Raw genomic sequence first — 12,674 nt, 5'->3', positions numbered from 1 at the left:
TCCCGCAAACCGGAGGCGGCATCACGCCGCCCCCGGTGCCCTGCCTCAGTACGCGATCCAGGCATCACGCCAGGCGAATCCGGTGCCCGGGCGGTAGGCATCGGCGTTGATGTTGCACCAGGCGCCTTCCGGGAACGGGCGGCAGGCGTACAGCTTGCCGTCGGTGCCCTTCACCACGGTCTCGCCCGGCTTGTAGCTGCCGAGGCCGGCCGGATATACGAAGTCGAAATCGCCACCCGGCGGATCGACCGGATCGACCGGGCCCGGAATCTGGGTTTCCAGTTCAAAGCGGTTGCCCGGCTTCAGGTACACGCGGTTCTCGGTGGCGGACGCCACCGGCGTGATCACGCCGTTCTTCATCACGCCGACGCGGGCGTGCTGGGCGCTGCCGTTGACCTTGCGGGCCAGCGCCATCGGCCACTGCGCCGGAGCGGTCTGGCCGGCGGCCAGGGTCACTTCCGGGCGCTCCAGATCGTTGCCGTTGGCATTGAACACGCGCAGGGTCAGCGTGGTGCCTGCCTCCAGTGCACCGCGGGCGGTGACCGGGCCGGCATCCTGCCACTCCGGCGGCGGAATCACGCCGTTGCCGCCTTCGAAGCGGACGTCCATGCAGGTGTAGAACGCTTCACCCGAATCCGAACGCTGCCAGGTGTTGTAGATGATGTGCTGGCCACTGCGCTTGGGCAGCGGGCAGTCCAGCTTGTAGGTCTTGCCGTCCACCGGCACGTTGCCCAGGGTGCAGAATTCCTGCAGGTCGGCCCAGCGCAACGGACTGCCCGGCTGCCAACCGTCACGGGTGACGTAGAACTTCCACTCGCGGGTGGCATGCGGGGCCGGGGCGTAGAACTCGAAGGTGTAGCGGCCGCGGGCGTCGGCGCGGATCGGCGTGGTCGGCCAGTCCGTGCGGTTCAGGTCAAGGCCGCGGTACTTGGGAATGCTGGCGCTGCACAGTTCGCCATCCCGCACCAGTTCGCGGTGGTTGCCATTGGCATTGCCATGGGCAATCGCGCTCCAGTCATAGAAGGGCTGAGCGCCGCCAACGGCCTTGGCTGCGGCACAGGCCGGGTTGGTCGGGTTTTCCGGATTGCCCTCGTGGCACTGCTTCACGCGGCTGAGCGGCTTGGTCATGGTGCCGTGGGCGAAGGCGCTGCCGGACAAGGCGAGGCCGGCAACGACGGACAGGGCGAGGACTGCCCGATGGGACAGGTGCATGCAGAGACTCCTTTGCGAGGTGTGGGAAACCTCATGGAGTCTTCACATGCAGATGCGCCGGCAACATCAGACAAGTTTGAATTCGATGACTGTCATGCCCGATCTGCAATACGGTGCTCATCATCCTGACCTCCAGGCAGGAGGCGGCGCATGCGCACCGCCTCCCGCAACGGATCAGTACGGCAGCCACGCATCGCGCCAGGCCGCACCCACACCCGGCCGGTACGCCTCGGCATTGACGTTGCACCAGGCACCTTCCGGGAATGGTCGGCAGGCATACAGCTTGCCGTCGGTGCCCTTCACCACGGTCTGGCCCGGCACGTAGCTGCCGATACCGGCCGGGTACACATGGTCGAAATCACCGCCCGGCGACGGCGTGCCCGGGCCCGGCACCTTCGTGTCGAGCTGGAAGCGGTTGCCATCCTTCAGGTACACGCGGTTGGCGGTGGCCGAGGCCGTCGGCGTGATTGCACCATTGGCCAGCACGCCCACGCGCGCATGCTGGGCACTGGCATTGACCTTGCGGGCCAGCGCCAACGGCCATTGCGCAGCGGCGGTCTGGCCGTTGGCCAGTGTGGCCTCCACGCGCTCGACATCGTTGCCGCTGGCGTTGAACACGCGCAGCGCCAGCGTGGTACCGACCGGCAGGTCACCGCGTGCGGTCACCGGGCCGGCATCCTGCCATTGTGGTGCCGGCGTGGTGCCGCCGCCCTGGAAGCGCACGTCCATGCAGGTGTAGAACGCCTCGGTCGAATCCGAGCGCTGCCAGGTGTTGTAGATCACGTGCTGGCCGGTGCGCTGCGGCAGCGTGCACTGCAGCTTGTAGGTGCCATCGGCCGACAGCGGTGTATTGCCCAGCGTGCAGAATTCCTGCAGGTCGGCCCAGCGCAACGGGCTGCCCGGCTGCCAGCCTTCGCGGGTGACGAAGAAGCGCCAGTCGCGCGTGGCATGCGGCGCGGTGGCCTTGAACACGAAAGTGAACCTGCCATTCGCATCGGGCTGGATCGGCGTGGTCTGCCAGTCGCTGCGGTCCACGTCCAGGCCGCGGAAGGTCGGGTTGTTGCCGCTGCACAGCTTGCCATCGGGTACCACCGCCTGGTGGTTGCCGTTGGCGTTGGCCTGGTTGATGCCGTTCCAGTCGTAGAACGCCTGCGAGCCGCCGATCGCCTTGGCGGCGGCACAGGCCGGATTGGTCGGGTTCTCGGGATTGCCCTGGAAGCAGGCATAGACGCGGCTGACCGGCGTGGTCATGGTGCCGTGGGCGGCCGCAGTGCCGGCCAGGCTCAGGCCTGCGGCGGCGAACGCGGTGGCCAGCAGCAACGGTGTGGATCGGAATGACATGGCGCATCCTTGTGGTCGTCGAAAGGGAACGGTGACCGCAGGACGTGCGCTGCGCAGCGGACTTGCGGCGGCACCACAGCGAGTATCGAGTCGTGGTGCGGGCGGCGGAACCCTGGAAATGCCGATCCGTGACTGTGCATGTGAAGCCCTTCCCGCAGGCTTCACGTGGTGCTGAACGGATGCGCCAGTGGTCACGTGATCGGCGTGCCGTCGATCACGTCGTGGAGGTGGCGCTACGTGGCGTTGATGCCAACCCGATCTGCCTGGCATGAGAAACAGCCGTGTGCCGCGTTGTGCAGCTGGACAAAGGCCACCGCTGGATCGGCGAAGATCGTGTCCAGCTGCGTGGCGACCTCGGTGCCGGCGCAGACCTGCGCACTGCGCATCAACGCTGCGCGGTCGTAGGCGCGCAGCGAGATCACGCGGCGCTGCACATAGGGTGGCACCTCCCCGGCGGGCAATACGCAACGGGTGACGCCGCGCTGCACGAAGATCGGGCCGGACGCGCGATAGGGCGAGTGCAACGGCAGGTGCACATGGGACAGCAGGAGCAGTTCGCTGCCGCAGGGAGGATCGCTCAGGCTGATCCGGCAGGGGTGTCCTCCCGAATCGCCTGCCCAGCGACGCTGGATTCCCAGTGCAGCGAGCGCGTTGTCACTCATCTCGAACAGGGGCAGGAAGGGGCGGTGGTCGATGCCACCGAGGTACCACGCGTGCATGTGCGTCTCCTTGGGCTTTCGCCGATTCTGCGCATGCGCCGGTGGGCCTGCTCGCCGTTTTCAGACCCGGCATCACCCTCGAGCCGAAGAGCGCCGCAGGAATCACGCTGCAAGGCGCTAAGATGCGCGCGCCGCCCCGGCCGACGAGCGCTGCATGTCCCTGGATTTCCGCACCATCACCGTGCTTGGCTTCCTGCTCTGCATCGGCATTGCCGTGGGGTTCTCGCTGCTGCTGCTCGTGCTGCGCGGGCAACCCGCGCTGCGCCAGTGGACCGCCAGCCTGTGGCTGCTGACCCTGGGCGTGACCCTGCTGGCGCTGCGTCCCTATCTGCCACTGGTGCCGGCCGTGCTGGCCGGCAATGCAGCGATGGCCGGGTGCGCGCTGATGATGCTGCGCGGCGTGGCGCTGCACCTGGAGCAGCCGTTGCCTCTGTGGCGGCCGTTGTTGATGGCGGCCGCGTTCATGGCCTGCATCTTTGCATTCCTGGTGCTGTGGCCGAGCCTCGGCGTGCGCCTGCAGGTGTTCAGCGTGTTCGCGCTGGTTGTCGATGGCTGGATTGCATGGCTACTGCTGCGCCATGCCCCGGTCCAGCAACGCACCAGTTGCCGTTTGGCCGCGGCGGTGTTCCTGGCCGAAGCCACGCTGTATGCCGTGCGTTTGTTCCTGCCGGTGGCTCCGGATGCCGGCGAGGACATCATGCGTACCGGTTCGCCGATGTTCGCCACCTACATCGCCGGAGTGATGCTGGAACTGGCGCGCTGCTTCGCAATGGTGCTGCTGCTGGTCGAGCGGATGCTGGTCGATCTGCGGCATGCGGCGCGCACCGACGGCCTGACCGGCCTGCTCAACCGCGGTGCCGTGCTGGCCGATGGCCAGGCGCATCTGCAGCGCCTGCGTCGACAAGGGCGGCCGCTGGCGCTGCTGCTGGTGGATGTCGATCACTTCAAGCAGATCAATGACCGCTGGGGCCATCTGGCAGGCGACCAGGTACTGCGCCATTTCGCAGCGTTGCTGCAGCGCTGTGCACCGGGCCACGACGCCCTGCTGGGCCGTTACGGCGGTGAGGAGTTCGTGCTGGTGATGGCCGGCAGCACGCAGGACGACGCAATGGCAGGGGCCGCAGCGATCCGTGCCGCTCTGCAGCGGTGCCCGGCGCGGCTGGCCACCGGACCGGTGACGGTCACCGCCAGCATCGGTCTGGCGATGGACGAAGGCCAAGGCGACCTGTCCACGCTGCTGGCGGCGGCCGATGCGGCGCTGTACCGGGCCAAGGCCGAGGGCCGCGATCGCCTGGCCTGCGCCGTCCCGGCCGGGAATCCGCCTCTGCCCATCGCCGCCGGCGCGCTGCCCGTGTAAGTTGGGTCACATCTTCCACGGCAGCCCGTCGTGGTCGGCAGGAACGTCCTCCAGGGGAAACACGCACGATGCAAAGACACCACCTCGCGCTGGCCGGAATGCTGGCCAGCCTGATGCTTGCCGGTTGCAGCCAACCGCCGTCCGCCGACGCGAAGGGCAGCACCGACGCGCCCAGCCGCCGCTTCGGCACGATCGGCTTCCAGCCCTGCACCTTGTCCACCGTCGGCGCCAGCGCCAATGTGGAAGCGCAGTGCGCCACCCTGCAGGTGCCGGAGGATCGCGCCCATCCCGAAGGCCGCAGCATCGGCCTGCGCATCGCCTGGCTGGAGTCGGGCGACGGCAGCAGCAGCCAGCCCGATCCGGTGTTCTTCCTGGCCGGCGGCCCCGGCCAGGCCGCCAGCGAGGTGGCCGTCATTGTCGATACTGCCCTGCGCCAGGTGCGCAAGCAGCGCGACGTGTTCCTGATCGACCAGCGCGGTACCGGCGGCTCCAACCCGCTCAGCTGCCTGGGCGCCGACGGCAAGGAACTGCAGCTGGACGAAGACGCCGCGCCCACCGAAGCGGTGATGCGCGACTTCGCCACGCAGTGCCTGGCCTCGCTGGAAGGCCGTGCCGATCCGCGCTTCTACACCACCACCGAAGCCATTGCCGATCTGGACGCCGTGCGCCAGGCGCTGGGTGCCGAGAAGCTCAATCTGGTCGGGGGCTCCTATGGCACCCGCGTGGCCCAGCGCTATGCCATGGCCTACCCGCAGCACACCCGCAGCATCGTGATCGATGGCGTGGTGCCCAACGATCTGGTGGTGGGTGGCGAGTTCGCCAGGACCTTCGACAACGCCATCACCCTGCAGTCGGCGCAGTGCCGCAAGGATGCCGCCTGCAGCAAGCGCTTCCCGGTTGATACCCGTGAACAGCTGCGCAGCGTGTCCGACACCCTGCGCCGCACGCCGGTGACGGTCGATTACCGCGACCCCGGTACGAACGCGCCGCGCCAGGACGTGCTTTCGCCGGACAGCGTGGTTGGCCTGGCGTTCGCCTTCTCCTATGTGCCCGAGTATTCCTCGCTGCTGCCACTGGTGCTGGATGAAGCCGCACAGGGCCGCTACGCACCGCTGGCCTCGCTGGTGCGTGGCGCCACCCGCAGCATGGATTTCCAGATCAACCGCGGCATGCAGTGGTCGGTGATCTGCAGCGAAGACGCGCCGCGCTACCAGGCCCCGCCTGAAAGCGATGACGCATTGTTCGGTGCCGAAGCAGCGCGCGCGTTCTTCGCCGCCTGCCCGGTGTGGCCCCACCAGCCGGCGCCGGCCGCCAGCACCGCAGCGCTGAAGGGCGATCTGCCCGTGTTGCTGCTCTCCGGTGAGCTGGACCCGGTCACCCCGCCGCGCTACGCCGAGCAGGTGCTCAAGGGCCTGCCCAACGGCCGAGCGCTGGTTGCCCGCGGGCAGGGTCACGGCACGCTCAACGCCGGCTGCATGCCGCGCCTGCTCGGCCAGTTCATCGACACCACCAATGCCAAGGCGATCGATGCCAGCTGCCTGGATACGCTGAGCTACGTGCCGGCGTTCACTTCGTTCAACGGATGGGCCCCATGATCGTCGCCGACAACCTGCACAAGGCCTTCGATACCCGCACCGGCCGCATCCAGGCGGTGGCCAACGTCGGCTTCCGCGCCGAGGATGGTCGCATCACCGGCTTGCTGGGGCCCAATGGCGCCGGCAAGACCACCACCATGCGCATGCTGTACACGCTGATGACGCCCGACCAGGGCAGCATCAGCGTCGATGGTGTGGACGCTGCGCGCAATCCGGTGGAAGTGCGTCGCCATCTCGGCGTGCTGCCCGATGCGCGTGGCGTCTACAAGCGCCTGACCGCGCGCGAGAACATCGCTTACTTCGGCGAACTGCATGGCCTGTCCGCCGAGCGCATCCGCGAGCGCATCGAGGTGCTGTCGCACGCGCTGGACATGGGGGACATCCTCGACCGCCAGACCGATGGCTTCTCGCAGGGCCAGCGCACCAAGACCGCGATTGCCCGCGCGCTGGTGCACGACCCGCGCAACGTCATTCTCGATGAACCGACCAATGGCCTGGACGTGATGACCACGCGCGCACTGCGCCGCTTCCTGCTGGGTCTGCGCGAAGAAGGCCGCTGCGTGATCCTGTCCAGCCACATCATGCAGGAGGTGGCCGCGCTGTGCGATCACATCGTGATCATCGCCAAGGGCACGGTGATGGCCGCCGGCAGCGCCGATGAACTGCGCACGCAGTCCGGCGAATCCAACCTGGAGGATGCGTTCGTGAAACTGATCGGCAGCGAAGAGGGCCTGCACGCATGAGCATGATGTCGACCCTGATGACGGTGATGCGCAAGGAGCTGCGTGACCTGTCGCGCGACCGCCGTACGCTGGCGCTGACCCTGCTGTTCGGGCCGCTGCTGTACCCGCTGCTGATCCTGGGCATGGGCAAGCTGTCCGAAAGCCGCGTGCGCACGCAGATCGAGCAGCCGCTGCAGATTCCCACCATCGGCGCCGAACATGCGCCGAACCTGGTGCGCTTCCTGGCTGCCCAGGGCCTGAATACCGCTGCTGCGCCGAAGGACCTGGCCGAGGCCATCCGTTCGCAGGACATCGACGTGGCGCTGCGCATCAGCCCGGACTTCGGCAGGGACTGGGCCGATGGCAAGCCAGCGCTGGTGGAGGTGATCAGTGACAGCACACGACGTGCCGCCGAGGTGCCCACTGCGCGCCTGCAGGCGGCGTTGGCCACGTACAACGGGCAGGTAGGGGCGCTGCGGCTGATGGCGCGGGGCATCGACGCCCAGGTCGCACGGCCGCTGGACGTGGCCAGCCAGGACATGGCCAGTGCCGAAGCCAAGCGTGGCCTGATGCTGTCGGCGTTGTTGCCGATCCTGCTGACCCTCACCTCGTTCCTCGGTGGTGCCTACCTGGTGATGGACACCACCGCCGGCGAGCGTGAGCGGCAGTCGCTGGAGCCGCTGCTGGCCACGCCGGGGTCGCGCAGTGCGATTGTCAGCGGCAAGATCGCCGCCGCCTGCATGGTCGGCTTTGCGTCGCTGCTGTTGACCCTGGCCGCGTTCAAGGTGAGCGCGCAGATCGCCCCCGGCAACATCGGCCGCCAGCTCAACATGAACATCATGGCGATGGTGCAGATGCTGCTGGTGATGCTGCCGATGCTGCTGATCGGCACCTCGCTGCTGACCTTCCTGGCCGCAGCGGCCAAGAGCATGAAGGAAGCGCAGAGCCACATGACCTGGTTGATGCTTCTGCCGATGCTGCCGGGCTATGCGCTGATTGCCTACCCGGTGAAGAGCCAGCTGTGGCAGTACGCCGTGCCGTTCCTGTCGCAGAACCAGATGCTGCTGAAGGTGATCCGCCACGAGACCATCACACCCGCGGTCTGGGCCATCTACCTCGGCGCCAGCCTCGGCCTTGCCGCCGTGTTGTGGTTCGCCGCCGTGCGCCGTTATCACAACGAGCGCCTGGCCATCTCCGGCTGACCGCAGAGATAGCGCCGGGCTGTGCCCGGCGGATATGAAACGAGGCCCGGTCAGTCCGGGCCTCGTTGTTTTCAGGATTGGGTTGCCTGCCAAGTGGCAAAGCGCTGGGCAATCACCGGCGCCAGGCGGTCGAAGTTCTCCCAGGTATCGGCGACGTGGTACAGATCCGGGACATTGGCGCCCAGTTGTTCCTCATAGTCGTCCAGGTACTGGCCATTCTCGAGGTCGTAGTACGCAGCGGTGAACGAGTTGGCTTCATCACTGATCAGATCGTCGACGAATTTGCCGTCGCTGCACTCCAGCAGGAACAGGCCTGGCGTCGTTCTGCGTTCCAGCAGCGCTTGCAGGTCTTCTTCTGCGTCTTCCGCGAGTTCCGCGCTTGCCATTCCCTGTAGCAGCAGCCACGCCAGGTACATGCCAATGTGAGTAGCCCCAGCCTCTGGAGGAAGATCCGTGGGGAAATCACCGCCGGAATGCCAGCTGGCGTCGTCGTACTTCATCTGTTCTTCCCTTGAGATCGACAGCGAGCTTAGGAGGTGCGGAAAGGTGGCGGTAGTGCCGAATGCGTCAGTCCTTTCCATACCGCGCAGGCGTCACCCCCATCTCGCGCTTGAACACGGCGATGAAGGCGCTGGGCGTGTCGTACCCCATCGACAGCGCGACGCTGATCACCGGCTCGCCGGACAGCAGGCGTGGCAGCGCCAGCAGCACCCGCAGGCGTTGCCGCCACTGGCTCAGCGTCATGCCGGTTTCGGCCTGCCAGTGGCGGGCGAGGCTGCGGCTGGACAGACCGCTGCTGGCGGCCCAGTCGTCGATGCTGCGGTTGTCGTGCGGGGCGCGTGCCAGTGCGGCGGCGATACGGCGCAGGCGTCGGTCGCGCGGCTGCGGCAGGGCAAGCGGTAGCGGCGTGCTGGCGGTGATCTCATCGGCGATCACGCCGGCCAGGCGCTCCTGCGCAGCATCCAGCATCCGATGGGGCCATCGCAGTGCACGAGCCGTCGCCGCCTGCAGCAGCGTAGTGGGCTGGAAAATACGCGGTGTCGCTGGCAGTTCCACGCAGGCCGCAGCGCTGAAGTACAGGCTCCAGCCATCGAAATCCTCTGCCTCCACCAGTGCGTGGGGCAGCGAGGGCGGTATCCATGCGACGTGCCCGGCCGGAAGCAGCCACTGCAGATCCCCGGCCTCGATGCGCAGCATGCCGTGGTGGACACCCAGCAGCTGGCCGCGCACGTGCCGGTGGCGTGCTGTGCGGCGTCGTCCAGTTGCGCGCAGTTGCGACGACAGCACGGCGGGACCATCGCCGGCGTCCGCCAGGGTGGGATCGATCAACGCGATGGATGTCTGATCTGCCATATCAATTGGCAGTTATACGGCAGATGCGCCGGCTGCGGGGCGCCACACTGGCTTCCGATCCCAACGGAGTCTCATCCATGCAGCCACACGACATCCTCCCCGACCATCAGAACGACGTGCACGTGAACGGCGTGACCGTGCGCAAGGGCAGTGTGGGTGCGTTCCTGGCCAGCGTCCGCGACTGGCAGGACCCGGCCAGCGATCCCGCCACCCGGGCCACGGCCGAAGCGGATCTGCGCGCGCTGCTGCCCGGGCTGCATGCGCTGGGCCTGTTCCAGGTGCTGATGGCGCACGAGCCGGCCCTGCAACGCCTGATCGATGGAGGGGCCTGAAACGGACAAGGCCCGGACATGCCGGGCCTTGATCCATTGTCGCCGGGCGTGGCCCGGCGCTACCTCGACGTGCCTCAGTTGTTGCCCGGCGCGAACACCAGCGTACGGCGTGTGGTCACCGGCGCGCTGACGGGCTCGAAGCGCCAGCGCTTCACGGCGTTCAGGGCTTCGCGATCGAACACGCGTCCCGGCGTCGCGCGCAGCACGCGAGCGTTCACCACCGAGCCGTCGGTACCGACGGTGATCTCCACCAGCACTTCGCCGGAGGTTCCCGAGCGCAGGGCTTCGCCCGGATAGCGCGGCGCCGGTGTGCTGACCGGGCGCAGGGTGGGGGCTGCGGATGCGGCGGCCTGGCGTGCGGCGCTGGCCTGCTGGGCAGCAGCCTGCTGCTGCTTCTGCTCGGCTTCACGACGGGCGGCGGCCTGCCGTTCGGCCTCCTGGCGCTCATTGTCGCGACGGGCGGCATCCTGCTGCGCGGCAATCTGCTTGGCGGCGTCGGCTTCCTTGGCGCGCTGCTCGGTCAGGCGCTGCTGCTCGGTCTGCTGCTTGCTGCGGTCCTCGGCGTCCTTCTTCGCCTTCTCGGCTTCGGCCTCGGTGCGCTTGGCAGCGTTCTGCACGCCCTTGGCCAGGCCGTCCTTCAGGCGCGGCAGCGCCGGCGCGGACGCATCCACCTTCTCGATCAGCGCCACCAGGCGCTGCGCTTCGGTGTAGTCCTCGCGGCCCAGGTGCTGTTCGGCGGCGATCAGGGTGTAGGGCAGCAGGTCGGTCAGCGCGCTCTTCACCGAGGCGTCGTCCGGGGTCTTGTCGCGCAGGGCGAGGTAGTACTCGATGGCGTTGTCGCCGGCTGGCGCGTACATGCGGTTCTCGCGCAGCGCCTGACTGGCCGACTCACGCAGCTGCTCGGTGCCCATCGATTGCACCTTGGCGGCGACCACCGGTGCGGCCGGTGCAGCGGCGGTGGGTGCGGCGGCCGGGGCCGGTGCTGCGGTTTCTTCCTTGCCCGAGCAGGCGGCCAGGGCCAGTGCCAGGGCAACCGGCAGCCACCGGCGCGCGGCGGTGATCGTTGAGACGTGCGACATCCTGCTCCCCTCTAGAAGACGACGTGACGTAAATCATTGATACGCATGGCCGGGACCTGCGGTCCGGGCGCGGCAGGGTGACGTTTCCCGACGCCACCGCCGGCAACGGCGAGGGTGCAATCTAGCATCCCGGCCACCGCCGCGCACAAGGGGCGGTGGCCGGGACGGGCAACGGAGTCATGTCGCTGCTGGCAACGACATCAGTGGTCGTGCGACTTGTCGTGGGGCTTGCTGTGGCTGTTGGACATCAGCTTGTCGGTCCAGGCGATGCCGATCGCCGACAGGATGAACACGCAGTGGATGATGGTCTGCCACAGCACGCCATCCTGGGTCAGCATCGAGCAGCGGGCGACACCGATGTTGGCAGCGGCCACGCTCATCTGCTCCGGCGTGCACAGTGGGATGCCGCCCAGCGCACCGCTGGCGATGAAGGTCTTCAGCAGGTGGATCGAGGAGATGCCGATGATCGCCATTGCCAGCTTCACCTTCAGCACGCTGGCGTTGACGTGGCTCAGCCATTCCGGCTGGTCCGGGTGTCCTTCCAGGCGCAGGCGCGAGACGAAGGTCTCGTAGCCGCCGACGATCACCATCACCAGCAGGTTGGAGATCATCACCACATCGATCAGGCCCAGCACGATCAGCATGATCTGCTGCTCACCCATCGACACCGAATGCGAGATCAGGTGCCACAGTTCCTTGCCGAACAGGAACACGTAGACGCACTGCGCCACGATCAGGCCCAGGTACAGCGGCAGCTGCAGCCAGCGCGAGGCGAAGATCAGCGTGGACAACGGGGACAGCGGCGGGCGGTTTGCACTCATGCGGGGGATGCTGCGTTTCGGGGGAGAGGCGAGGTTACCGGCCCGCCATGACGGTGCCAACCCAACTCACGCACTAGACTTCAGGTTCCTTTCCGCACCCCGAGCCGCCGCCATGATCGACCTGTATTACTGGCCCACCCCGAACGGCCACAAAGTGACCCTGCTGCTGGAAGAAGCCGGCCTGGAGTACCGCATCCACCCGGTCAACATCGGCTCGGGCGACCAGTTCAAGCCGGAATTCCTCGCGATCTCGCCCAACAACAAGATGCCGGCCATCGTCGACCATGCCCCGGCCGATGGCGGCGCCCCGCAGAGCGTGTTCGAGTCCGGCGCGATCCTGCTGTACCTGGCCGAGAAGACCGGCCGCTTCCTGCCCAGCGACCCCCGCGGCCGCGTCACCACCCTGGAGTGGCTGTTCTGGCAGATGGCCGGCCTGGGCCCGATGAGTGGCCAGATGGGCCACTTCAACGTGTACGCGCCGGAAAAGATCCCGTATGCCATCGAGCGCTACGACAACGAAGTGCGCCGCCTGCACGGAGTGATGGACAAGCGCCTGGCCCAGCACGCGTTCCTGGCCGGCGACGAGTACACCATCGCTGACATGGCCAGCTACCCGTGGATCGGCGCCTACGACAAGCTGCCGGTGGATTTCACCGCGTTCCCGAACCTCAAGCGCTGGCATGAAGCCATTGCCGCACGCCCGGCTACCCAGCGTGCCTATGCCCTGCGCCAGCAGGTCAATCCGAACGCCGGCAAGCCGCTCAGCGACGAAGAGCGCAAGCACCTGTTCGGCCAACGCTGACCGCCTCGGGGTCGGATCCCTTTGCAGCGCAAAGGGCTCTGACCCCAGCACCCGGCCATGGGCAGAAGGTCATGCTGCCTTCCCGCACAGGCTTGGTTAGGATGGGGGACGACCGCTCCGCGTCCATCGCGGGGGCGGA

13 protein-coding genes are annotated in these 12,674 nt (G+C 67.5%); 6 read left to right on the top strand and 7 right to left on the bottom strand.

Translation table 11 applies throughout. From position 1 onward, the window contains the following. Nucleotides 1-45 precede the first annotated feature (45 nt). The 3 genes from ACZK29_RS21025 to ACZK29_RS21015 all read right to left on the bottom strand — a co-directional run bounded on the left by ACZK29_RS21025 (nucleotide 46) and on the right by ACZK29_RS21015 (nucleotide 3,272). On the bottom strand, nucleotides 46-1,212 hold the full coding sequence (locus ACZK29_RS21025; protein WP_111202344.1) for a lytic polysaccharide monooxygenase: 1,167 nt from the start codon (nucleotides 1,210-1,212) through the stop codon (nucleotides 46-48). A 174-nt stretch (nucleotides 1,213-1,386) separates the two neighbouring features. Then, nucleotides 1,387-2,553 (bottom strand): lytic polysaccharide monooxygenase, encoded by a 1,167-nt coding sequence (locus ACZK29_RS21020; protein ID WP_111202345.1) that lies wholly within the window; start codon nucleotides 2,551-2,553, stop codon nucleotides 1,387-1,389. Nucleotides 2,554-2,786: 233 nt separating this feature from the next. Beyond that, nucleotides 2,787-3,272, bottom strand: coding sequence for a DUF1203 domain-containing protein (locus ACZK29_RS21015; RefSeq protein WP_459047237.1), 486 nt, complete (start codon nucleotides 3,270-3,272; stop codon nucleotides 2,787-2,789). 154 nt (nucleotides 3,273-3,426) lie between these two features. On the opposite strand from ACZK29_RS21015, the gene ACZK29_RS21010 reads away from it, so the two are divergent. The 4 genes from ACZK29_RS21010 (at nucleotide 3,427) to ACZK29_RS20995 (ending at nucleotide 8,148) form a co-directional block, all read left to right on the top strand. Then, a complete protein-coding gene (locus tag ACZK29_RS21010) occupies nucleotides 3,427-4,629 on the top strand; it encodes a GGDEF domain-containing protein (protein WP_111202347.1) in 1,203 nt (400 codons plus the stop codon). Nucleotides 4,630-4,697: 68 nt separating this feature from the next. Then, a complete protein-coding gene (locus ACZK29_RS21005; RefSeq protein ID WP_111202348.1) occupies nucleotides 4,698-6,224 on the top strand; it encodes an alpha/beta fold hydrolase in 1,527 nt (508 codons plus the stop codon). Then, entirely contained in the window at nucleotides 6,221-6,967 is a 747-nt protein-coding gene (locus ACZK29_RS21000) for an ABC transporter ATP-binding protein (RefSeq protein WP_049445108.1), read from the top strand. Before ACZK29_RS21005 ends, ACZK29_RS21000 begins: the two co-directional genes overlap by 4 nt. Beyond that, nucleotides 6,964-8,148 carry an ABC transporter permease gene (locus tag ACZK29_RS20995; protein ID WP_012481564.1) on the top strand — a complete coding sequence of 395 codons (1,185 nt, stop codon included), beginning with the start codon at nucleotides 6,964-6,966 and terminating at the stop codon, nucleotides 8,146-8,148. Before ACZK29_RS21000 ends, ACZK29_RS20995 begins: the two co-directional genes overlap by 4 nt. A 71-nt stretch (nucleotides 8,149-8,219) precedes the next feature. Here the strand turns inward: ACZK29_RS20995 and ACZK29_RS20990 are convergent, their stop codons facing one another. Continuing rightward, nucleotides 8,220-8,648: a DUF7832 domain-containing protein gene (locus tag ACZK29_RS20990; RefSeq protein ID WP_111202349.1), complete on the bottom strand. Its 429-nt coding sequence runs from the start codon at nucleotides 8,646-8,648 to the stop codon at nucleotides 8,220-8,222. A gap of 67 nt (nucleotides 8,649-8,715) precedes the next feature. Further along, the gene (locus ACZK29_RS20985) at nucleotides 8,716-9,501 is read right to left on the bottom strand and encodes a helix-turn-helix domain-containing protein (RefSeq protein WP_478446466.1); all 786 of its coding nucleotides are present in this window, start codon (nucleotides 9,499-9,501) and stop codon (nucleotides 8,716-8,718) included. A gap of 77 nt (nucleotides 9,502-9,578) precedes the next feature. Here ACZK29_RS20985 and ACZK29_RS20980 point away from each other — a divergent pair, with 77 nt between their 5' ends. After that, a complete protein-coding gene (locus tag ACZK29_RS20980) occupies nucleotides 9,579-9,833 on the top strand; it encodes a hypothetical protein (RefSeq protein ID WP_106550669.1) in 255 nt (84 codons plus the stop codon). Nucleotides 9,834-9,907: 74 nt separating this feature from the next. Here ACZK29_RS20980 and ACZK29_RS20975 read toward each other — a convergent pair whose 3' ends face one another. Further along, the gene (locus ACZK29_RS20975) at nucleotides 9,908-10,912 is read right to left on the bottom strand and encodes an energy transducer TonB (protein WP_106550670.1); all 1,005 of its coding nucleotides are present in this window, start codon (nucleotides 10,910-10,912) and stop codon (nucleotides 9,908-9,910) included. A 200-nt stretch (nucleotides 10,913-11,112) separates the two neighbouring features. Beyond that, nucleotides 11,113-11,733: a TIGR00645 family protein gene (locus ACZK29_RS20970; RefSeq protein ID WP_049427182.1), complete on the bottom strand. Its 621-nt coding sequence runs from the start codon at nucleotides 11,731-11,733 to the stop codon at nucleotides 11,113-11,115. A gap of 112 nt (nucleotides 11,734-11,845) precedes the next feature. On the opposite strand from ACZK29_RS20970, the gene ACZK29_RS20965 reads away from it, so the two are divergent. Then, the gene (locus ACZK29_RS20965) at nucleotides 11,846-12,535 is read left to right on the top strand and encodes a glutathione binding-like protein (protein WP_106550671.1); all 690 of its coding nucleotides are present in this window, start codon (nucleotides 11,846-11,848) and stop codon (nucleotides 12,533-12,535) included. Nucleotides 12,536-12,674: the final 139 nt, after the last annotated feature.

The sequence above is a fragment of the Stenotrophomonas sp. 89682_Sma genome, assembly GCF_056481405.1.
Note: the sequence above shows the minus strand (reverse complement) of the source record. Positions and strands in the feature narration are given on the sequence as shown.